The organism is Alicyclobacillus hesperidum (genome assembly GCF_900107035.1).
Classification (GTDB): domain Bacteria; phylum Bacillota; class Bacilli; order Alicyclobacillales; family Alicyclobacillaceae; genus Alicyclobacillus; species Alicyclobacillus hesperidum.
Genome location: NZ_FNOJ01000002.1, coordinates 72,612 through 94,503 on the forward strand (window position 1 = coordinate 72,612; position 21,892 = coordinate 94,503).

General features: G+C 55.7%; 24 protein-coding genes. 8 read left to right on the forward strand and 16 right to left on the reverse strand.

Going from position 1 to position 21,892, the window contains the following annotated elements:
* The first annotated feature begins 171 nt into the window (after positions 1-171).
* The 3 genes from fmdA to BLU70_RS01585 are packed head-to-tail and all read left to right on the forward strand — an operon-like array spanning position 172 to position 2,721.
* Positions 172-1,353: a formamidase gene (gene fmdA, locus BLU70_RS01575; protein ID WP_074691398.1), complete on the forward strand. Its 1,182-nt coding sequence runs from the start codon at positions 172-174 to the stop codon at positions 1,351-1,353.
* Positions 1,354-1,359: 6 nt separating this feature from the next.
* Positions 1,360-1,650, forward strand: a complete 291-nt coding sequence (locus tag BLU70_RS14935; protein WP_074691399.1) for an FmdB family zinc ribbon protein — start codon at positions 1,360-1,362, stop codon at positions 1,648-1,650.
* A 24-nt stretch (positions 1,651-1,674) separates the two neighbouring features.
* Positions 1,675-2,721 carry an aliphatic amidase gene (locus BLU70_RS01585; protein ID WP_074691401.1) on the forward strand — a complete coding sequence of 349 codons (1,047 nt, stop codon included), beginning with the start codon at positions 1,675-1,677 and terminating at the stop codon, positions 2,719-2,721.
* Between the two features lie 66 nt (positions 2,722-2,787).
* On the opposite strand, the gene BLU70_RS01590 is transcribed toward BLU70_RS01585, so the two are convergent.
* On the reverse strand, positions 2,788-3,654 hold the full coding sequence (locus tag BLU70_RS01590; protein WP_040289639.1) for a serine O-acetyltransferase: 867 nt from the start codon (positions 3,652-3,654) through the stop codon (positions 2,788-2,790).
* A 224-nt stretch (positions 3,655-3,878) separates the two neighbouring features.
* On the opposite strand from BLU70_RS01590, the gene BLU70_RS01595 reads away from it, so the two are divergent.
* Complete coding sequence (locus tag BLU70_RS01595) at positions 3,879-5,258, forward strand: dipeptidase (RefSeq protein WP_006447216.1); 1,380 nt, start codon at positions 3,879-3,881, stop codon at positions 5,256-5,258.
* Positions 5,259-5,325: 67 nt separating this feature from the next.
* On the opposite strand, the gene codY is transcribed toward BLU70_RS01595, so the two are convergent.
* From codY to BLU70_RS01620, 5 genes are all read right to left on the reverse strand, one after another.
* Positions 5,326-6,114, reverse strand: a complete 789-nt coding sequence (gene codY / locus BLU70_RS01600; protein WP_040289638.1) for a GTP-sensing pleiotropic transcriptional regulator CodY — start codon at positions 6,112-6,114, stop codon at positions 5,326-5,328.
* Positions 6,115-6,347: 233 nt separating this feature from the next.
* On the reverse strand, positions 6,348-6,653 hold the full coding sequence (locus BLU70_RS01605) for a YerC/YecD family TrpR-related protein (protein ID WP_006447214.1): 306 nt from the start codon (positions 6,651-6,653) through the stop codon (positions 6,348-6,350).
* Positions 6,654-6,726: 73 nt separating this feature from the next.
* On the reverse strand, positions 6,727-6,912 hold the full coding sequence (locus BLU70_RS01610; protein ID WP_040289636.1) for a hypothetical protein: 186 nt from the start codon (positions 6,910-6,912) through the stop codon (positions 6,727-6,729).
* A 45-nt stretch (positions 6,913-6,957) separates the two neighbouring features.
* Positions 6,958-7,440 (reverse strand): hypothetical protein, encoded by a 483-nt coding sequence (locus tag BLU70_RS01615; protein ID WP_143027456.1) that lies wholly within the window; start codon positions 7,438-7,440, stop codon positions 6,958-6,960.
* Between the two features lie 116 nt (positions 7,441-7,556).
* On the reverse strand, positions 7,557-7,781 hold the full coding sequence (locus BLU70_RS01620) for a helix-turn-helix domain-containing protein (RefSeq protein WP_006447211.1): 225 nt from the start codon (positions 7,779-7,781) through the stop codon (positions 7,557-7,559).
* Positions 7,782-7,898: 117 nt separating this feature from the next.
* On the opposite strand from BLU70_RS01620, the gene BLU70_RS01625 reads away from it, so the two are divergent.
* Together BLU70_RS01625 and BLU70_RS01630 are read left to right on the forward strand one after the other, a co-directional pair.
* Positions 7,899-8,456, forward strand: coding sequence for a GNAT family N-acetyltransferase (locus BLU70_RS01625; protein WP_074691403.1), 558 nt, complete (start codon positions 7,899-7,901; stop codon positions 8,454-8,456).
* Between the two features lie 76 nt (positions 8,457-8,532).
* Positions 8,533-8,958, forward strand: a complete 426-nt coding sequence (locus BLU70_RS01630) for a helix-turn-helix domain-containing protein (RefSeq protein WP_244885075.1) — start codon at positions 8,533-8,535, stop codon at positions 8,956-8,958.
* Here the strand turns inward: BLU70_RS01630 and BLU70_RS01635 are convergent.
* A complete protein-coding gene (locus BLU70_RS01635) occupies positions 8,940-10,013 on the reverse strand; it encodes a metal-dependent hydrolase (protein WP_040289625.1) in 1,074 nt (357 codons plus the stop codon). The genes BLU70_RS01630 and BLU70_RS01635 overlap by 19 nt on opposite strands.
* A 102-nt stretch (positions 10,014-10,115) precedes the next feature.
* Here BLU70_RS01635 and proS point away from each other — a divergent pair, with 102 nt between their 5' ends.
* Positions 10,116-11,567 (forward strand): proline--tRNA ligase, encoded by a 1,452-nt coding sequence (gene proS, locus BLU70_RS01640; RefSeq protein WP_074691404.1) that lies wholly within the window; start codon positions 10,116-10,118, stop codon positions 11,565-11,567.
* Positions 11,568-11,646: 79 nt separating this feature from the next.
* Here proS and tlp read toward each other — a convergent pair whose 3' ends face one another.
* From tlp to BLU70_RS01685, 9 genes are all read right to left on the reverse strand, one after another.
* A complete protein-coding gene (gene tlp / locus BLU70_RS01645) occupies positions 11,647-11,877 on the reverse strand; it encodes a small acid-soluble spore protein Tlp (protein WP_040289623.1) in 231 nt (76 codons plus the stop codon).
* A 91-nt stretch (positions 11,878-11,968) separates the two neighbouring features.
* On the reverse strand, positions 11,969-12,199 hold the full coding sequence (locus tag BLU70_RS01650; RefSeq protein WP_074691405.1) for a hypothetical protein: 231 nt from the start codon (positions 12,197-12,199) through the stop codon (positions 11,969-11,971).
* 30 nt (positions 12,200-12,229) lie between these two features.
* Positions 12,230-12,865, reverse strand: a complete 636-nt coding sequence (locus BLU70_RS01655; protein WP_006447204.1) for a hypothetical protein — start codon at positions 12,863-12,865, stop codon at positions 12,230-12,232.
* A 41-nt stretch (positions 12,866-12,906) separates the two neighbouring features.
* The gene (locus BLU70_RS01660; RefSeq protein ID WP_074691406.1) at positions 12,907-13,923 is read right to left on the reverse strand and encodes an alcohol dehydrogenase catalytic domain-containing protein; all 1,017 of its coding nucleotides are present in this window, start codon (positions 13,921-13,923) and stop codon (positions 12,907-12,909) included.
* 1 nt (position 13,924) lies between these two features.
* The gene (locus BLU70_RS01665; protein ID WP_074691407.1) at positions 13,925-15,151 is read right to left on the reverse strand and encodes an acyl-CoA dehydrogenase family protein; all 1,227 of its coding nucleotides are present in this window, start codon (positions 15,149-15,151) and stop codon (positions 13,925-13,927) included.
* 11 nt (positions 15,152-15,162) lie between these two features.
* Entirely contained in the window at positions 15,163-16,821 is a 1,659-nt protein-coding gene (locus BLU70_RS01670; RefSeq protein WP_040289618.1) for a class I adenylate-forming enzyme family protein, read from the reverse strand.
* Positions 16,822-16,946: 125 nt separating this feature from the next.
* Positions 16,947-17,204 (reverse strand): acyl carrier protein, encoded by a 258-nt coding sequence (gene acpP, locus BLU70_RS01675; RefSeq protein WP_006447200.1) that lies wholly within the window; start codon positions 17,202-17,204, stop codon positions 16,947-16,949.
* A gap of 73 nt (positions 17,205-17,277) precedes the next feature.
* Entirely contained in the window at positions 17,278-18,066 is a 789-nt protein-coding gene (locus BLU70_RS01680) for an SDR family oxidoreductase (protein WP_232302122.1), read from the reverse strand.
* Positions 18,067-18,108: 42 nt separating this feature from the next.
* On the reverse strand, positions 18,109-20,118 hold the full coding sequence (locus BLU70_RS01685; RefSeq protein WP_074691410.1) for an FAD-dependent oxidoreductase: 2,010 nt from the start codon (positions 20,116-20,118) through the stop codon (positions 18,109-18,111).
* 167 nt (positions 20,119-20,285) lie between these two features.
* Here BLU70_RS01685 and BLU70_RS01690 point away from each other — a divergent pair, with 167 nt between their 5' ends.
* Positions 20,286-21,884 carry an AMP-binding protein gene (locus BLU70_RS01690; protein ID WP_006447197.1) on the forward strand — a complete coding sequence of 533 codons (1,599 nt, stop codon included), beginning with the start codon at positions 20,286-20,288 and terminating at the stop codon, positions 21,882-21,884.
* The last annotated feature ends 8 nt before the right edge of the window (positions 21,885-21,892 follow it).

Consider the following 21,892-nt stretch of genomic DNA (forward strand, 5'->3'; position numbering starts at 1 on the left):
AACCTAACATGTGAAAAGCGCCTTGACAAGGTATTATGTAATACAACTTAACATTAATAGTTCCCTTTTAGGGAATTTCTTAAATGTTAAGTAAATTACATTGACACAATTGAGCGGATGATTGAGATAATAGAGCTGCAACACCAAATTCCATAAGGGGGGTATGGTAGATTGTCGAACGTTCTATTTCGTGTTGATTTGACGAAACCTATGGAACAACAAGACATTCCTGGCCACAATCGATGGCATCCAGACATTCCTGCTGTGCTCAAGGTTCGCCCCGGCGAGGTCTTCCGCATTGAAATGAAAGACTGGACCGACGGCCAGATTCAGAACAACGACGATCCATCTGATATTCTCCATGTCGATCTTACCCGTGTGCATGTGTTGAGCGGACCCATCTACGTCGATGGCGCTGAGCCAGGTGATCTACTCGTCGTGGATCTATTGGACATGGGACCTCTTCCAGGAGCGGAATGGGGATTTAACGGGATCTTTGCGCGTGAAAATGGAGGCGGCTTCCTCGTCGACTACTTTCCTGAAGCTGCGAAGTCCATTTGGGATTTCCAAGGGATTTATGCGGTCAGCAGACATGTTCCTGGTGTGCGCATTCCTTCCCTGATCCACCCAGGATTAATCGGTGTAGCCCCATCCGCTGAACTCCTCGATCGATGGAACGCGCGCGAACGAGCACTCGTGGCTACTGACCCACATCGCATTCCATCCCTCGCCAACTTGCCTGATCCGAAAAGTGCCGTGCTCGGCACGCTACGTGGCTACGAGTTTGATCGCATAGCCAAGGAGGCAGCTCGAACCGTCCCCCCTCGCGAAAACGGTGGAAACTGCGATATTAAAAATTTGTCCAAGGGCAGTCGCATTTACTTTCCTGTATTTGTAAAAGGAGCTAAACTCTCCGTTGGCGATCTCCATTTCTGCCAAGGCGACGGCGAGATCACATTTTGCGGTGCCATCGAAATGAGCGGTTGGATCGAAATGAGCGTCGATTTGATCAAGGGTGGCATGGCCAAGTACGGGATCGTGCATAATCCGGTTTTTGAGACAGGTCCTATGGAACCTAGGTTTTCGGAGTATTTAGTGTTCGAAGGGGTATCCGTTGAGGAAAAGACGGGTGAACAGCGCTATCTCGATGCTCATGTAGCATATCGGCGCGCCTGTTTGAACGCAATTGAATATCTACAACACTTTGGGTATACAGCAGAACAGGCGTACATGCTTCTTGGCGTGGCACCGGTCGAGGGACGCATCAGCGGCATCGTTGATGTTCCAAATGCCTGTTGTACGCTTGCCCTTCCCACAGCCATTTTCGATCGCGATATCCGTCCGAAAGGATGATTCGTCGTGCCAACCTACCGATTTGGGTGTAAAACATGTGGTGAATTTGAACGTGAGATGCCGATGCGCGAAGCAACCGTCGTCACCCGCTGCCCACACTGCGGAACAATGGCAGCACGCCTATACACCCCTCCGTACATCGGGTTCTGTAGCCACCAATCCCAACATGCTGTCGCGAGTTTGCAAAAAAATGGAGAACCAAACTACGCAGTACGCAAATTGAGCGTTTCTACAACGCAATCCACGCACCGACATACGGATACAGAGCGCCCTTGGCAAATCAGCCATACACATTGACCCGAAAATAGGAGGACAAAAACAATGCGACACGGAGACATTGTAAGCAGTCGTGACACGGTAGGGGTGGCTGTGGTCAACTACAAAATGCCTCGCTTACACACGCGTGATGAGGTTATGGATAATGCGCGAAAACTGTCCGACATGATTGCGGGACTCAAGCAGGGATACCCTGGATTGGATCTTGTGGTGTTTCCCGAATATAGCCTGCAAGGCATCATGTATAATGAACAAGAAATGTTTGAAACTGCAGCAAAAATCCCCGGCGAGGAAACGGATGTACTGTGCGAAGCGTGTCGAACTCATCGAGTTTGGGGTGTGTTTTCCATCACCGGTGAGCAACATGAATCCCATCCGCACAAATGGCCCTACAACACCGCGATTCTAGTGGACGATGGTGGCAAAATCGTGCAGAAATATCGAAAAATCATGCCTTGGACTCCTGTTGAGCCCTGGTATCCAGGTGATGCGACTTTCGTCTCAGAAGGTCCGAAAGGGTTGCATATTAGCCTCATTATCTGTGATGACGGCAATTACCCTGAAATTTGGCGCGATTGCGCCATGAAAGGTGCGGAACTCATTGTTCGTCCGCAAGGATACATGTACCCTGCGCAGGAACAGCAGGTGATGATGGCTAAGGCCATGGCGTGGGCAAACAACTGTTATGTAGCCGTCGCCAACGCCGCCGGTTACGATGGCGTGTATACGTACTTCGGCCACTCCTCCATCATCGGCTTCGACGGCCGAACACTTGGTGAATGTGGCACAGAGGAGTATGGTGTTCAATACGCAGAATTGTCGATATCACAAATTCGTGAGTTCCGTCGCACCGCGCAAGCTCAAAATCACCTGTTTAAGCTCCTCCACCGTGGATACACTGGCTACCTATTCTCTGGAGATGGCGATCACGGGGTCACCGCATGTCCGTTTGATTTCTACAAAACATGGGTAATGCAACCAGAAGTCGCACGGGCAAGAGCCGAAGAACTCACACGAAACACGTTAGATACAGACGACTGTCCTTATGAGCCACTCCAATCCAAATTCAAACGTGGTGTGCCAACAGGCTGAGGCATGTTGATGGTTGCTAGCCTCGCTAACGAGCGCGGCTAGCAACTCCCTCTCAACATTTCAAGCTTACGATTTTACATTGCGCGGACGAACCACACTCTCTGTCTCATACACGACCTTGCTATACGGCATCACCGATTGTGTGACCCACGCGTTGCTGCCGATCACGCTATGGTGACCAATGACCGTATCACCGCCGAGCACGGTCGAGTTCGCATACAACACCACATAGTCCTCCACGGTCGGATGACGCTTGATATGGCGAACCAATTCACCGCCCTCATCTTTCGGAAAGTACAGTGCGCCAAGCGTGACGCCTTGATAAATTTTAACGTGGTTCCCGACGACCGCCGTCTCCCCAACGACGATGCCTGTCGCGTGATCGATCATGATCCCGCGGCCGATGGTCGCACCTGGGTGCAAGTCGACACCGGTCGTGCGATGCCCGTATTCTGTCATCATGCGCGGGAGCAACGGCACGCCAAAGCGGTGTAGAAGATTGGCGGCACGGTAGATGAGCAGGGCAAGAATGCCCGGATATGTCAAAATGACCTCGTCGTGCCCAGACGCAGCCGGGTCACCATGAAGCGTTTCGACGACATCTTCGTAGACGAAATCCTGTAGAGTTGGAAGATGTTCGATAAACGCGTCCGCCTTGGCCCAAGCTGACTTGCGCGTTTCCTCGGTACCGCCGCTGCCCAAGCAAGATTGATACGATGCACGGTGAATCTGCTCCGCAAGCACTGAGCGCAACCGTTCAATTTTATCAGCAAGACGGCGATCCGCCTCGACTTCGAAATAATTTGGCAACAAGGATGACCTGGTTAAGAGGACGATTTCCCGGATGGCCTCCGGCTCTGGATGACAGGTACGCCCTTTAAACATACGGCAACTGTTTTGCAGCAAATGGCTAGCAATTTCCTGGGTGTTCATCCCGTTTCTCTTCTCCTCTCGCTCCCTTTGCCGATCCATCTCTTGCGAGTATACATCGCCGCGAGTTTGCAAAAAACTCTGTAATCCCGTGTGCAAAGTGGGTTTTACACATCCTCGAGCATCCCAGAATGGACGCCATTTTCCGTACGACCTTTTTACGATATGCTCCTATATGAAACACCTGTCAGCGATGAAGTGACAGGCCAGAGAGGAGTATAGACCGAATGGACGCCATCGAATCATATTTGTCCGCCAACCGATCGCGCCACTTGGACGAACTTGTCGAGTTGTTGTCGATTCCAAGTGTCAGCGCGCTAAGCGAACATAAGGAGGACGTGCGCCGCGCAGCCACCTGGATTCAGCAAAAACTGACGGATGCCGGCTTCGAGCACGCTACCCTCATGGAAACTGGGGGACATCCGGTCGTCTACGCCGACTGGTTGCACGCCGAAGATGCGCCAACCGTATTGGTGTACGGCCACTACGACGTTCAACCTGTCGATCCTGTTTCCCTGTGGAAGACGCCTCCGTTTACGCCAACCGTCCAAGGCAACCAAATCTACGCGCGCGGCGCAAGCGATGACAAGGGTCCTACGCTGATGCATATCCACGCTTTGGGTGCCTTGCTCGCCGTCTCGGGCAAGCTTCCCGTCAATATCAAGTTCTGCATCGAAGGCGAAGAGGAGATTGGCTCCGCTCATCTACACGCCTTTATGGAAAAAGAACGCGAACACTTTGCTGCAGATCTCATTCTCATTTCGGACACGACGATGATTTCGCCGACGCAACCAGCCGTCGTCTATGGTCTGCGCGGTCTAACCGCGTGTCAAATCGACGTCAAGACGGCGGCGAGCGACTTACACTCCGGTCTCTATGGCGGCGCCGTCCCCAATGCAATTCACGCCTTGGTGGAGGTCATCAATAGCCTCCACAACGAAGACGGATCCGTGGCAGTCGCAGGTTTTTACGACAATGTCGCCCCCCTCGCCCAGGAGGAGAAAGAACAGTATGCAAAGTTGGGCCATGACGACGAAGCGTATCGAGCATCGCTTGGTCTTACACAATTGCATGGCGAACCTGGGTACACGACCCTGGAGCGGCTTTGGGCGCGCCCAACCCTCGAAGTGAATGGCATATACGGCGGGTTCCAAGGGGAAGGCACGAAAACGGTGATTCCTTGTGAAGCGCACGCGAAGATCACATGCAGATTGGTGCCCAACCAAGATCCTCAAGAAATTCTCGACCTGATTGAGAACCATCTGGCAACGCATACGCCACCAGGGGCAAAGGTCACATTGGTTCGTCAGGATGGCGGCAAGCCGTATCTCGCGCCTTATGACCACCCAGCCATCCAGTTGGCTTCTGAGGCATATGCCCACGCCTACGGTACACCAGCCGTCTTCACGCGCATGGGCGGATCCATCCCGGTGGTCGAAACGTTCTCGAACGTGCTCCACATCCCGGTCGTGATGATGGGTTTCAGCCTTGGCGACGAAAACTTCCACGCGCCCAACGAGCATTTCTCCCTCGACAACTTTGACAAGGGATTGCGCACTTTGTGCTATTACTACACACATTTGTCCCAAGCGATGGGGCAAGCGTAATCCACCGCAGGATGAACAAAAGCCACCCGCACTCGGGTGGCTTTTGTCATATACGGATACAAGAACTTCAACGCTCAAACTGGCGATTGATTTCGTCTTCGACAAACTGGTTCAAAATGCGCAAGTGCGTGCCCTTCATACCAAGCGAGCGGCTTTCAATCGTTCCCGCGCTTTCCAGTTTGCGAATGCTATTGACGATGACGGATCTGGTCACGCCGTGCTCATCGGCAATCTGACTGCTGACGACAATACCGTCCGGCGAGTTGCGAACAGCGTCAAGCAGATATTTGGCAGCCTGCAATTCGGAAAAGCTGAGCGATTCTACGGCCAAGTGCGCCAACGCCCGTTGCCGCCCCTCTTCTTCCTTCTGTTGCTGGCGCGAGTGGACAATCTCGAGTGCGACGATGGTGGCACTGTACTCAGCCAAGATGACGTCGTTCTCGTCAAATGGCTGTTCCGATCTCGCAAAGACAAGCGTACCTTGACGCTCACGGGCGCCGATCACCGGCGTGATGGCGATATATTTGCTGCGGAATGACTCGTTCTCTTCTGGTGAAAACACGTAAAAAGGTTGCTTCTGCGCATCAGATAAGTTGGCAACAGACTGTTCGATGCGCAACAAGTGTTTGTTAAAATCGCCGGGGAAGCGCTGATCTTTGGTCATAATATTCAGCCACTCCTCGGTCAATGCGTGTTCCGCGACACCGTACCCGAGGATTTTCCCTTTACGCCCGACAATATACACGTTGCTGTGCATGACTTTACTCAAAAATTCTGCAACTTCATGAAATTCTACCTGTTCGTGCGAGCGATGGAGCAGTTGCCCCAATTCTTGAACTTGTTCTAACAGCTTCACAGCTATCGTCACCTTTTTCCTTCGTAAAAAATCGATGCGTCTTTGTGCAATCATCGAATGCCTTGACAATCGATGAATTGTTTCTGTTGTTTAAATTATCGGCATAACACAGACAATTCATCCGCACCATATGAGATTACAAAGAACGTGTGAGAATGTCAAATGAACAAACTGCGACATTGGACATTCCGCAATGGAACGCTCTGCCGCAGCCCTATGTCAACCAGATGCCTTCAGTCCTCTGTCTGATTTTCCGCGAGTCGCTCAAGGATCAACCGATAACCATCGGCCCCGTAATGCAGGCAACGCTTAACACGGCTGATGGTCGCCGTACTCGCCCCGGTCTGCTCTTCGATAGCGTGATACGTTGCACCATTGCGCAACATACGCGCGACAGCCAGGCGCTGAGCCAACGACTGTATTTCTCCAACCGTACACAGATCCTCAAAAAATTGAAAACACTCCTGTTCGTTTTGCAAGGCCAGAATGGCCTGAAACAATTGGCGAACGTCGTGCGTATCCAGCCTCTCGAGCGCCATTGCCATTCATCCTTTACCACTTTGACGTACGAAAGTAGTGTACCAGACAACCGCTCAAGATGCCATGCAACCGCTAGCGATGTAACGAGCGAATGACCTGCTTGATATGCGCAATTTCATCGAGGCGCGCCTGTCGTTCTTCCTCACCGCCGGGAAGCGACTCTGGGGACTGCTCCTGCAAATGGTGCTTGCGGTGCTCAAGTGCACGTTCGACGTGCCGTATGGCATCCAGATACCCGCGTTGCTCTTCCGTCTCCACGTCATCGCCTCCCACAGAATAGGAGCTTGTTCTCACCGCACTACCTTACACCCAGTACCTAGGCACCTGCAACCGAAGTTCTTGAGCGCGATCGCGCCAATATGCGGCGGCTGTGTGCCGCCCGCGCGTCGCAGCCAAGTCTGCCTCGATGACGGCAAGCACCACAAGCAAACGAATATCACCGCGCCCTAACATGCCCTTTGGGAGATAATTCCGCGCCGTGACGACAAGGCTGTGCAATTCCGCCAAGCTGCCTACGGCGGGCGGTTGCGTGAACGAATAGGCAACCTCTGGTGCGACTGTGAAAAACCACGTCTGATAACAAAGGGCATCCACAAGAAGCGCATCGTCGGTCAGGTTTGCCAGTAAACGACCTACACCATGCGCATCCTGATGCACAAAGGCTCGCCAAAGAGCGACTTTCTGAGAAAGCCGCTCTCTATGAAGTGAACACAGTTGCGTGAGCCCTTCTACATCTTGCACACCTACGCGTAAACAAATTTGTTCGATCTCGCTATCGCTGGGCATGAGCACCCCCTGCTCGAACAACGAGTACACGGTTTGTGAACAGATGCCTGAACAAGCCTGCAGTTGTGTCAGCCCCTGACTGCGCCTCGCCCCGGCAATGACCTCCCAAGGCTGATTTACCATGGGCGTTCCGGCGCGTCGCCCCATAGTTCGCTCAACTGAACCCCGAGCGCCTCGGCAATCTGCCCCAGTTTCACAACATTGCTTCCCCGAACTCCCGATTCAATGGCATAAATGTAACTGACACTGACGCCAGCCTTCTCAGCCAACTCGCGGACTGACATGCCGCGCAATTTGCGATAGTATCTTAACCGCTGAGCAAGTTCACCCAACCGAACCACTCCATGACAGTTCTACGATTGAGAAAATCATATCAAACCAACCCTCATTTCGGTAGGTTGATTTTTCAATCGTAGAATGCCATGACGTGGCTATAAGGCCAACTGGAAGGGATCATGATGCCAAATCAACCAGATAGCCCCGAAACGTCATTTCGTGTAGACGACTGGGAATCGCTTTGGCACCTCTATAACGCGTACTCGACAGAGTCAAACTGGCCTCTCGATCTGCGAAGTCAAAAGGCGTTTGCGCAAATGATCGAGGCTTGGTCGTTGTCTGCATGGCTGAGGGATGGCCAAGTCGAAATCGCCATCGCACAGCCAAGCGCACGCCCTATCGGCTTTGCATCGCTCACGACGGCATTTGGAGAACATCCAGATCTTGGACGCGCCATGGAAATTGGTACGTATCTGGCGCCAGCCGCCCGTGGCTCCGGTCTCAATCAGAAGCTGAAACTGCGCGCCCTCCATGCAGCCAAAGAGATCTATGGCGCGGACTGGCTTGTCGCATCCATCCCGCTCGCCAACGAACGCGCTAGGCGTGCATACGCAAAGCTCCCAATCGCGTTCTTTGCGTATCAAGGAGAACGTCCGAGTCCTTGGTACCCGTACTGGCGGCGCCGCCAATTTGCCGCAGGCACTCCCGTCATGCTGTATATCACACCATTGCACGATTGATTATACATTTGTGGATTGATTCTGCGTCTCATTCATTCTACATTTGTAGACAGATCACCAGGAAGGGAGCTGCGCCATGCAAATAGGACGGCGTTTGCGCCAACTGCGGGAAGAACGCGGACTCACGTTGGCCGAGGTAGCCGACGCGGCCGGGATTTCCATCAGTCATCTGAGCGCCATCGAAAACGGAACCCGTCCCAATCCGTCGTTTCTGGTCGTGGCGAAACTAGCTCGGACATACGGCGTGCCTATCGACTCGTTTCTCGATCCGGATGTCTTCCCCAGTCATCACGATGTTGAAGATGCGGGCGCGAGCCTCGACGTTTCCTATGCGGAAATGGCCAAGCGTCTCGCCGAAGCGGACGCATTGGCCAATCCTGCAGCACTTCTCGAAGTCCTGGCGGCCTATCTGCGCGAGCGGGAACAACAATATCACTCGCATGCGAGTGAAGATGGCGGCAAATCCGCATCCGGAGAGGACGGTCAACGACCAGACCGATAGCCCTTTGGGCTCGCTATCGTCAAACGCATGCGTCGGCCCAAGCGCTGCCAGCCATCGCTGAACGAACGACGAATGTGCATGCTCTGCGCCCGCAACCCTTCATGGACGAGCGCATACGACCCATCATGCGTGGTCGCCAGATCAATAGCCGCACTAAAGAGCAGCGTGTCAAAATAGCGAACGCCCGCGTCGGCTAAGCGAACAATTGTCAATTGCCCTTCTTGTTCCTGTTTTGCGACGAGCATCGGTGTAAACCACGCCATCGCTCGCCCGACTCGGCTGTTCTGCAAAGCGAAGAAGACGGCCGGTGTTGCATCGCTGATGACCTCAGCCTCTGGCACGGGTCGCCCGCCCGCAGTGAACGATCCGAACCAATATCGCTGATCGTTCACAATCACGTACTTGTGTGCCTGCGGGATGGGCAATAACATCGGCGTCACGCGGATCCTGCATGTTTCTGCTGTCGCCGTGCCGACGAGACTGGGTAACGCCAACCGCAACCGGCGCAGGAGAAATTGGTGCAGCAGAACGCGCCAGCACGTGTATACGAGCGCGATCGCATCAAGAGCGAAGACGAAGCTCTGCAAAGGCACTCCCTGTCGATACAGCACGATACCGATGAGCGCGAGCACGACAAAGATGGGCTCACCGACAAAGAGGCTATCGCCGCGAAAGCGCCGGCCAGTCAATGGCCATAGAGCTTTGGTGCCGTACGTTGTCAACATATCTGAGCCGATGTGCGTGAGCACCCCAAGAAACGCAAGGGTAACCAAGAGGAGCGCGTGTCCCCCTGCCCAGAAACTTAAGGCACCACCAATAATCAAGCTGTAGGCAAACCAAAATGGCACACTATGTGACACTTGTCGGTGTTGATACAGATAAGTAACTGGATCGCCAAATATGCGCGCGACGATATCGACGTCTGGGGCTTCCGCACCGATCACCGCAGCGGCGCATGCTGCCCAACCGACGGCACCGCCAATTGGGTGCCCTGTCGCGGCGACGTAGGTGCCATACACGCCAAGCCCGAGACAAGCGTGTGTCAAGTTGTCCACAAGCGCTACCCCCGATCCGTTCTGATTCAAAGTATGCTGTAATTGACGACGATTGTTGCATTCCGTAAGATGGCAAGCAGGAACCTGCGTAGGAGGGCCGTCATGGCAAAGGAAAACAAATCATTTGTGAAGGAAATCACCCCTCAATCCGAGGACTTTTCTCGCTGGTATTTAGACGTCATTCAAAAGGCTGACTGGATGGACTATGCGCCAGTGCGTGGTTGCATCGTCTTTAAACCGGACGCCTATGAAATATGGGAGCGATGCCAACAGGAGTTGGATCGCGAATTTAAACGCACAGGCCACCGCAATGCCTACTTCCCGCTCTTTATTCCGGAAAGCTTTTTCGAAAAGGAAAAAGAGCACGTGGAAGGCTTTAACCCAGAGTTGCCTTGGGTGACAGAGGCAGGCGGCGATATCCTGGAAGAGCGCCTTGCGGTGCGCCCGACGTCCGAAACGATGTTTGGCCATATGTATGCTCAGTGGATTCAATCGTATCGCGATTTGCCTGTACTCTTAAACCAATGGGCCAATGTGGTGCGCTGGGAAAAGCGTACACTGCCGTTTTTGCGGACAAGCGAGTTTCTCTGGCAAGAAGGTCATACAGCCCACGCCACCGAGGACGAGGCGCGTGCGGAAACCATGCAGATGCTCGAAATCTACGCCAACTTCGTCGAGTCGTTTCTCGCGATTCCCGTCATTCGCGGACAAAAGACGCCAAGTGAAAAGTTTGCCGGAGCGGTCGACACCTACTCGCTCGAATCCTTGATGAAGGACGGCAAAGCCCTACAGACGGCAACTTCACACTATCTTGGGCAAAATTTCGCCAAGGGGTTTGACATTCAGTACCTGGATAAAGACAACCAACGCAAGTACGTGTACACGACTTCATGGGGTATCACAACACGTCTACTCGGCGCCATTGTCATGGTACACGGCGACGACAGAGGCTTGGTCATCCCGCCGAAGGTCGCGCCGACGCAAGTCGTCGTAATTCCCATTGGCCCAGCCAAGACGCGTGAAACCGTCGTTCCTGCCGCCGAACAAATTGTCGCATCGCTACAAAGTGCCGGTGTCCGTGTAAACATTGACGCTCGCGAAGACGTCAGTCCAGGCTGGAAGTTTAATGAATATGAAATGCGCGGTATTCCCATCCGCATCGAGATTGGCCCGCGCGATTTGGAAAACGGCCAAGCCGTTCTCGTTCGTCGGGATACGGGAGAGAAGTTGCCTGTACCCTTGACGCAAGTGGACGAAACCGTGAATGAGCTATTGGCGACAATTCAGGCCGATATGTTCCAAGCTGCAAAAAATCGGATGCACGAGCATTCCTACGTCGCCGACGATCTCGCGGCGTTGGTCAACTACATCCAAAACGAACGCGGCCTGGTGCTTGCCGGCTGGTGTGGCGACGACGCCTGTGAGCGCGCCGTCAAAGATGCTTGCTCGGCCACAAGCCGAAACATACCGTTCGATCCGCCAGCGCAACCAAAGCACTGTGTCACCTGTGGCAAGCCGGCGCAATACGCAGTTTGGTTCGCCAAAGCGTACTGATCTGGCAGTAAAGTCGCGCATGCAAAACAGGCCATTTCGCATGATGCGAAATGGCCTGTTTTCTGTGCAGTGTTGCAGCTTAATGATGTTTGCGCTGGTGTGCCGCTTCGTCCTTGATTTCCTCGCGAAACCCTGCGATAGCCTCGCGACGCCGTTCATTCTTACGTTCGAGCGCCGACACATCCTGCGGATTCATGTCATCCCCATGAGCAGCCAAAAATGTCTCTGCCTCACGAATGTTTTCCATCGTGTGATTGAGAGCTTGCTGCAAATGTTCGACGTTGTCCGCGCGATTATCCGGTTTCGCCATCGCGTTCATCCCTCCATCCAGGTGATGTTCACCGCTAGGATGTTACGCGTTCGTCCATTCTATGATTTCGATTTATTGGCGATACATCCGCTCATCGCCGCCGTTTATCCGAATGGCTGGGACGCTCAGGTTTTGCGTCTTGTTTCGAAAACGCCGCCATAGCGGCCAACAACAGGCAGACGAAGCCCACGACATAGCCCACGATAGAAATACCCGAATCGATATGGTTGACCGCAACGCTAAAAATGACAATGACGGCGCCTAAGCCGCCTAAGGCATAAAGCCAACGCCTTGCCTTTTGGATATTCGGCTCGCGTTCCACGCTGACGCCTCCTCATATACCGATGCTTCCTTAGTGACTTTCCGCCAGCCAACGATACGCGATGTACTCGCCGTTGTCAAAGCGCACTGCCAGTCGTTCTGCGTGCATCCACTCGACGTCGTAGCCACTCCCCACCTGCCGCATCTCGGCAAGCACCTCAGTGCGCGGACGCATTTCCCACGTAAGCGCCGCATCATTCACGCCAGAATCGCGAACGCGAAACTGCCACCACGCGTTCTCATGCCAAAACCACGAGATCCGCCAACGATCCGCACGCCAATAATAGGAACTGGCCAACATGGCGTCGGGATAGGTAAGCAGCAAAAGGTGCATGCGCGATCGGGCCTTAGCTGGATCGCGCAGAATTAGCTCCAGCCAGTCGTGCCTTTGCGTGGCAGAGAGATGGGACTTAAACGCGTCAAAAGCGTGAAACAACGCATTTCTCACCCCTGCGAGCGCGATGGGTTCTACCACCTCGACCCGCAACAACTCGACGAGCCATTTTCGTAAAGCAATCTCCCGATCCGCCGCTTGTTCCAGCCCCTGTGCAAAGTGTTCGGGCCACACATGCGAACGCTCATACAACGGCAGGCGCACGTCGTGGTACAGCATCTCACACGCCTTGCGAAGCATCGCATTGCGTTCCTCGTCGTCCTCGTCGCGCATGCCATCGCCTCCGTCCCGGCTCGTCCTGTACCGATTCATCACTACGGCAAGATAACGTCGCGGCCACCGCTTTGCGTCGCCAACGCCAAGGGCACGTCCTCGAGGGCGAGTCTGCGTCCGAGTAGGGCCGGCGGGTCGATCCGCCCGTCTGCCGCCAGCTTGACGACCTCTACGACGTCGCTGCGTTGCGAACCGTAACTGCCGATACAGCGCACGCCGCGCCGCACCAGTCGCGCCATGGGTACCGCCACATCGCCTGCCGGCATTCCTACGATCACGACGGTGCCACCCGGGCGCAACGCGTCTAGGGCAAAGCCAAGCGATTGTCCATCCCCAACCGTATCGAGCACGAGATCGACCCCACCTGCACCGGCGAAGCGACGAATCGCCCGCGCAGCACCTCGAGCATCGGTTAACGCGACGGCAACCTCAGCTCCTGCTGACTGCGCCACATCGAGTCCGGCCGCGCGGCGGCTTGCACTCGCCACGCGAGCGACCGCGCCAGCCTTAAGCAACTGAATGGCCGCCAGGCCCAATCCCCCGGTGCCGATGACCAAGGCCGTCGCCGCCTTGTCCGCGTGCGCGGCAACGAGCGCTCGCTGCGGCGTCGCATAAGCGTCGACCAGAATGGCTGCTGCCGCCGGATCGAGATGGGCGGGACGGCGAACGAGTTGGTCGGCGGGTACAGCGACATATTCAGCAAATCCACCCTGTCGCGTGAACCCGATACAGCCCTGTTGTGAGCAGAGATGCGATTCGCCCCGACGACATACCGCACAAGTCCCACACGGACAAAACGGGTGCACGAGTACCGCATCCCCAACGTCCCACCCGTCCACGGCATCGCCCACTGCCACAATGGTACCTGCAATTTCATGCCCTAACACAAGGGGAAACTGCGTGCCAAAGGGCGGCGTCTCACCGCGGACAATCTGCCGATCGCTCCCACACACGCCACAGGCGTCTACCTGCAACAACACTTCGTTTGCGGCCGCCTCCGGCACAGGCAAATCCACGAGATCCGTGCCGCGATCCGGCGCGTATTGCAACGCCCGCATCTTATTCCGCCCGCTTTGCTTCGCGCTCGCGACGGCGTGCATTGGTCAAAAGCGCTTCGGCAATCGTCATCTTCTGCATTTCGATGGTACCTTCCTCAAACCAGAGCGAACGCGCGTCGCGATACAGCCGTTCTACCGGGCTGGTCACCGCGTAGCCAATCCCACCAAACAGGCTGAGCGCGCCGTCCGTGACATCGCCGACCATGCGAATCGCATTTGCCTTGGCAATCGAGGCTTCCAGCGCGATGTCCTGGCCGAGATCGTACTTATAAGCGACGTCAAGGCACAACAGGCGCGCCGCCTGGATGGCAATCTGCATTTCTGCCAGGCGCATCTGCACGGCCTGACGGCTTGCCAGGGCCTTGCCGAACGTCGTGCGCTGGCGCACGAACTCGAGCGTCCTATCCAGCGATTCTTGGGCAAGGCCGACCGCACTTTGCGCAATGCAACCTCGGCTCTGATCCAGAAACCCGCGCACAGCCACGCCAAATCCTTCGCCGATCTCGCCGAGGATTTCATCCTCGCTGACCTCGCAGTTGTCAAACTCGATGATGGCATGTGAACATCCTTTGTCGCCCATCATGTGCGGCATCGGGATCAATTTCATCCCTTTACGACCTTGCGGCACGAGGAATGCAGTCAACCCGCCGCGGCCTGCACCGCCTTCCATCTTCGCGATTACGGCAAGAACGGCGGCTTCCTCCGCAAACGTGATCAGGTGTTTGCGGCCGTTGAGAACGTACTTGCCATTCTCATAGGTCGCTGTCGTACGCAGATCGATCCCGGTGCCATTGTCCGGCTCTGTCAACGCGAAGGCGACGAGTGCGCCTTCGTCGACCAACTTTTTCAGCCAGTACTCCTGCTGTTCGCGCGTACCTTGTCCGACGGTGCGCCAGATGCTGTTGTACGCATGAAACACCATGCGGATGGAACCATGACAATGAGCTATTTCTTCGAGAATCGGAAAATACAGGCCGAGCGGCAAACCTTCACCGCCGACCCAGGTGGGCTGTGTCAACTTGTGAAAGCCCAGTTCGCGCATCCGCGCCCACAGCTCGGTAGGTATCTTTTCGTCGCGTTCGATCTGCGCGCCCCACTCCGCCGCCTCCTCTTGGCGGAACTGGATGACGCGATTGCGAATTTCGTTCGCCCGCTGCACAAGTGCTTCGTCATACTGCGGCAACTGCGGGCAAATCGCGTCGCGCATGGACGGGTTGAGAATGTTCATGACAAATCCTCCTAGCGGCCGTTTGCCTGACCTTCCGCTTCAAGGCGGAAGCGTTCACGCAAATCTTTCTTTTTGATTTTTCCGGAATGCGTCTGCGGGAACTCCTTCATCAGTTCGAGGCGATCTGGGAACTGGAATTTTGCCAACCCCTGTTCCGCCAGAAATTCCCGTAGTTCTTTTAGGGATAACGCCTCGTGCCCTTCGCGCAAAATCACACAGGCAACCGTGTGCTGCCCCAAGGTTGCATCTGGCGCCCCGACCACGGCGACATTTTCCACCGACGGATGCTTGGAAATGGCATCTTCGACGGTCTTCGGATCGATTTTCGTACCGCCTCGGTTAATAATGTCGTCAGCGCGGGCGATAAACACATAACGCCCATTTTCATCCTGTCGCAAGACGTCCCCTGAATGGAACCAGCCGTCGGCGTCCCATTGCTTGTGCGCCGCCGTCGGGTTTTGGTAATAGCCCGCACTAAAGTTCGGCCCACGCGACCACATCTCACCCGGTTCACCCGGTTTGACGTCGTGGCCATCCTCGTCGACGAGACGAACCTCTGTACCTGGAATGGCGAAGCCGACGGTCGACGACAAAGCCTCAAGCGGATCGTCAGGGCGCGTGGCAGTTGCCAAGAAGCCTTCTGACCAGCCAAACATACAACCGACCTTGATGCCACTATCGGCCTGTAATTGCGAAAGCACGGCACTTGGTACAGGCGCCCCTGCGTAGATGAACAGCTTGACACTTGCTGTATCCGTCGTTTTTAGGTTCGGTGCGTTTGCGACGTGAATCACATGCGGTGGCGCACCCACTAAATAAGTCGGGCGATATTCCTCTATCCACTTCAGGACGCGTGCCGCGGAGAACCGCTCGAGCAACATGATTCGGCCACCCTTGGCGACAGTCATCATGACGCCCGCAAGCATGCCGGTCTGGTGACAAATGGGTGCCAGACAGAGCACCCCTTCCCCGGGATCGTAGCCGAAATTCTTTGCGTAGGCACGCGCCGCCCAAAGGTAGTTGGCGTGATAGTGGACGACGCCCTTTGGCGAACCGGTTGTGCCAGATGTAAACACCATAAGAAAAGCATCGAGAGCACCCGGGCGGTTTGCAGCAAGATCTGTTTCGTCCAGATGTTTCCCAGAATCGCGCAGGCTGGCAAACGTTAGTGCGCCTTCCGGTGCCCGCTCTGGATCTCCTTGGAGGACAATTTCCTTGAGATCAGGCAACTCGGCCTTGAGGGAAACCGCCATGTCGTACAGAGGCTGGCCACGGAAGTAATCCGCAATGATCCACACCTTGGCGCGCGAAGTTTTAAGGCTCGTCATCAACGCTTGACGACCAAGGTCAATTTGCAGTGACACACCAATAGCACCAATGCGTGCGGCAGCGAATACCCCCACTACGTAATCGAGGGCGTTGGGCAATTGCAAGGCCACCGTATCGCCCTTGCGAACTCCCATCTCGTACAAGCTTGCGGCGACGGCCTCGATCTCGTTCCAAAGCTGTGCATAGCTCGCTTCGCGTTCCTCGTCGCGATGGACAAAGTTCGGATACTGTTGAACATCGTTATAGAACACGTCGACAAACGACTCTTCCGTCCAAAAGCCCTTGTCGATATACAACTGAGCTCGTTCACGCGTCAAGGTCCTACCTTCAAAATCAAACATCCGACTACCCCCTCATTCGCATAGTTGTTGAAGTACAACAGATTTGCATGTCGAGACGCGCTGTCGTTTTGTGCGATCCGCCCTAGCAGGGGAAAAGGGCAGCCATTGGCCGCCCTTTATCTGTGTCAGTGTGCTAAGCGCCCGCTGATGTATTGAACGACGCCTTCAACGGTAGAAAGTTGGCCAAAATCGGCCTCTGGAATTTCGATGTCGAACTCGTCCTCAAACGCGACCGCAAGTTCAGTCAAATCGAGCGAATCGGCACCCAGGTCATCGACAAACAAGCTGTCCGGCTTGACCTCTGCCGCGTCGACCTGAAGCTGATTGACAACCACTTTGCGCACACGTTCTTCGATCTGTTGCTTATTCAATGCCTCTGCCATCTGTCTTCTCCTTTGCTGTTTGCTTTAGGTTGCTTCTATGAACCCAAGGTTTTGGCTACAGCCCTCTACAATCTTAAAAACTCTCAAAACCGCCTGTCAGAAGCGTCAAGCCGCCGTCGACGCGAATCACTTGCCCGGTGATGAAGCGAGACAGGTCACTCGCCAGAAAGACCGCGGTGTCTGCGACATCTTCTGGAGTCGCCAAACGACCAAGCGGCGTATGCGCAATGACGTCCTGCCGATACGCATCATAGTTGTCCCCGCCATAAAAACGCGCCGATTCGGTGTCGACGACACCAGGATTAATGCTGTTGACCGTGATCCCCTTGTCGCCCACTTCCGACGCGAGATATCGCGTCATCGCTTCGAGGGCCGCCTTCGCGGACCCCAGCGTCGCGTAGCGCGGCAAGGTGTATGTGCTTCCCATGCTCGACATCGTGATGATGCGCCCGCCGCCCCGTTTCTCCATCAACGGCACACAGCGCTGAGCAGCGAATACGAAACTGTGGATGATCACCCGATACGTCCTATCAATGTGATAGTCCTTTAGGCTATCAATGGGCTTAAACGCACTGGCTGCCGCATTCGCGACGAAGATATCGAGGCCTCCGAAGACGCGCTCGATCTCGTCGAACGCAGCGTTCAATTCTTCCTGACTCTCCATCTCTGCCTTGACGACCAAGGCCTGACGCCCCAGTTCGCGGACCGCGGCTGCCGTCGCCTCAGCCTGCTCCGGCTCACGCCGATAGTGGATGACCACATCTGCGCCCTCGCGCGCCATCGCGATCGCAACAGCCCGTCCAATGCCGCGACTGCTACCGGTCACAAACGCCTTTTTCCCTGCCAACAACACGTATGTCATGCCTCCTTGCGACAAACAGAACGCCGCTTTCCACAAGCGCTTCTACTCGATTCCATACGCCGCCGCAAACGCCTCGCGAATCGCCCGCGCCGCATTGATACCGCGGCTCTCGCGCGCACCACCGACGACGTGCACGCGCGCCTTCTTCGCCACGTCGTCTAGCCAATCGACACTGGCCGACTCTTGCCCCGTGCAGAGCACGACCTGATCCGCCGGGATGACCTTATTCTCACCAGCGTGATCGATCACGACGCTGTCCTGGCGAATCTCACACACGGACGCGCTCGTCAACACATCGACGCCAAGGCGCTGCATCTCCTGCTTGACGACCCAGCGCGTGCTCCGCCCAATTCCGTGTCCATAGCGCTCACTGCGCGCCAGTACCGTGATATGGCGAGCGAGTGAGGCAGGCTCCGCCAGCCTTTGCGCCCGGAAGAACGACGTCGCCTCAGGCGTCGCATGCCGATGCTCGGCGAGATACGTCGCGACATCGCAGCCGATGCCCCCCGCCCCGATAATCACGATGTCGCGCCCCACTTGCACTTGTCCAGTCAAAATCTGCGCGTACGTCACCACGTGCGGCAAGTCTTCGCCGGGGAGGCTTGGCCGTCTCGGCTCGACACCAACCGCGACAATCACATCGTCATACGAAGACAACTCGTCCAGCGTAGGCTCTGTTTGCATTGTAACAGTCACGGCAAACCGTTCAAGCATCTCTTCATAATAACGGATGGTCTCGTAAAACTCCGCTTTTCCTGGAATCCGGCCCGCCATCCGAAATTGGCCGCCCAATTCGCGATCGCGCTCGTACAACGTCACCGCATGGCCGCGCATCGCAGCCGCCACTGCCGCTGCCAATCCGGCCGGACCGCCGCCGACCACGGCGACGCGGCGACGCGCGCCCGCCTTGACGAGCGGCCATTCCGACTCCTGTCCCGCGCGCGGATTGACCAGGCAACTCACTGGTTGATACGGCTTGACGAGCGTGTGATCCAAGCACGATTGGTTGCAAGCGATACAGACGTTGAGCCCTTGCCGATCCCCTATGAGGATCTTGCGCGCAAATTCTGCATCCGCCAACCAAGGGCGTGCGGGCGCGATGAAATCGAGATAGCCGTCGGCCACCAATTGATCCGCCACTTCCGGCACGTTGAGCCGATTGGCGCCAAGCACCGGCACCGACACATGCTGGCGAATGCGCCCAGCAACCGCCGCAAATCCTCCGCGCGGAACCACTTGCTGCACCGTCGGTACGCGCGACTCGTGCCAGCCAATGCCGATGTTTAACGCATCGACCCCGGCTTCCACCAAGGCCTGCGCAAACCGAATGGTCTCCTCCTCCGTCGTGCTATCCGGCATCAAATCTGCACCTGACATCCGAAAGATAATGGGATATTCGGCCCCGACCGCGGCGCGAACGGCGCGCACAACGTCCAGCGGCATGCGCATCCGCCGGTCGAAATCGCCCCCATACTCGTCGTCGCGCACATTGGTAAGGGGCGACAAGAACTGGTTGAGGAGATAACCTTCCGATCCCATAATTTCAATGGCGTCAAAGCCGATCCGCTTCGCCGTGCTCGCCGCGTTGGCAAAGCCCAAAATCGTGCGCGCAATATCTTCCGCCGTCATCGCACGCGGCGTCTCTCTCGTCAAACGCGACGGGATTGCGCTAGGAGCCACAGGTTGCATGCCAATCTCTTCAGAAAACGCATAGCGACCAGCGTGAAACAATTGTAAGGCAATGCGACCTCCGACCGCATGAACGGCCTCCGGCAACTTGGCGAGCATGTCGATGTGCTCCGGATTCGTGAGCACGTACATCTCGCCACCACCCTCCGGCAACACCACGGCACCGCCAGTGATGATAAGTGCCGCCATACCTTCTGCGCGATCGCGATAAAATGTGCAAAGCCGCTCGATATATTCTGGATTGCGCTCCAGACCCATGTGCATAGAACCCATCAGGATACGATGAGGCAGCGTGAGCGAGCCAATCTGACCGGGCTGACGCAAGGCCTGAAACTGGCGCAGTACGTTCTGCGGTGCCACCATCAACACCTCTTCAACTATGGCTTGCGGCGCAACAACCTGTTACCTGTGCATATTCCCAAGCCATTTTTATAATCTGATATTAACACCTGGTATTGAATTCGTCGACAAGCGTGCTAGAATGTTTTATAACCAGGTATGAATTTCGGAATGAAAGGAGCGGCGCCACTGTGAGCGCTCCGCTGTTTCTCGACAAATTTGACATGTTCCGGGCGCAGAGCCCGAATCAATTGGCTGTTATCGATCTCGCTGGCTCATCTCCTATTCAATTGACGTATGCCCAATTGGACGAACTCTCTACCCGCGCGGCCATCGGCCTGCTACAGCGCGGTGTGCAACCGGGCGATGCAGTCGCCTATCAGTTGCCAAGCGGTTGGCCGTTTATTGTCATCACCCTTGGCCTTTGGAAACTTGGTGCCATTCCCTGCCCGCTCTTGCCTTCCTTGCGCGAACGAGAAGTGACGTTCATCATGCAGTCTTCCGGCAGCCGCCTCCTCATTGTCCCGGACGAATTTCGACGGTTTGCCTATGCGCAGCTTGTGGATAGAATCCGGCCAGAACTGCCCGCGCTGGAACACGTGATTGTCATTGCCCAGCAACAGTACGATCCGGCCGCACACGATCTCGGCGGCATCCTGTGGCAAGGCGAGATTTCCGAAGACATGTTGACGGAAGTGACACGACGGCGCGCGACGGCGACATCCTACTCACAACTGCTTTACACGTCCGGGACGACAGGTGAACCCAAAGGCGTTTTGCACACGCACCAAAGCCTGTCAAACGCATTGCTCGCGCATACGACGACATTGGGACTGAGCGCGAGCGACCGCATTTGGGTGCCATCGCCGCTTGCTCACCAGACAGGATTTCTCTATGGAATGCTCGTTTCCTTCTATATCGGGGGCACGGGCATCTATCAGGCGGTTTGGGACGTCGACACGGCCCGTGCGGCCATCGAAGTGCATGGCGCGACCTTCGTGCAGGCTGCAATGCCGTTCTTGTCCGATATTACGCGCAGCGCGCAACCGCCAAAGGGTCTGCGCCTGTTTATTGCAACCGGCGCGGCGATTCCTCGGCAATTGGCGCAAGAAGCCCGCGAAAAGTTGGCTTGCTCCATCGTCGGCGCTTGGGGATCAACGGAAGCCTGTCTCGTCACCGTCGGCCGCCCGGACGATCCGCCGGAAAAACTATGGGGTACCGATGGCCGCGCCATCGACGGCATGGAGATCCGCGTCGTCGACGACGAGGGCCATGTTCTCCCAGCAGGGCGAGAAGGTAACTATCAAATCAAGACGCCGGCGATGTTCGCCACCTACTTGCACCACCATGAGTGGTACGAAGCCGGCTTTACAAAAGACGGATTTTTTGACACTGGCGATCTCGCCGTGATCGACGAAGATGGTTATTTGAAAATTACCGGACGCAAAAAGGACGTCGTCAATCGCGGTGGTGAGAAGATCCCGGTTGTGGAAATCGAGGACTTGCTTTACCAGCATCCTGCCATCGCGGATGCAGCGGTCGTGGCCATGCCGGACGAACGGCTGGGTGAACGTGCGTGTGCATACGTCGTACTGCAACCTGGCCAAGCGGGTATTGACCTGTCGCAAATCACAGACTTTCTCGGCGAGCGCGGGATGGCCAAGATTTATTGGCCGGAACGAGTCGAGGTCATCGACGAAATGCCTCGCACGGCAAGCGGCAAGATCCAAAAATATGTGTTGCGCAATGACATCGCAAACAAGTTGCAGCAGGAACGCACGCGAGCCTAAAGCAAAGG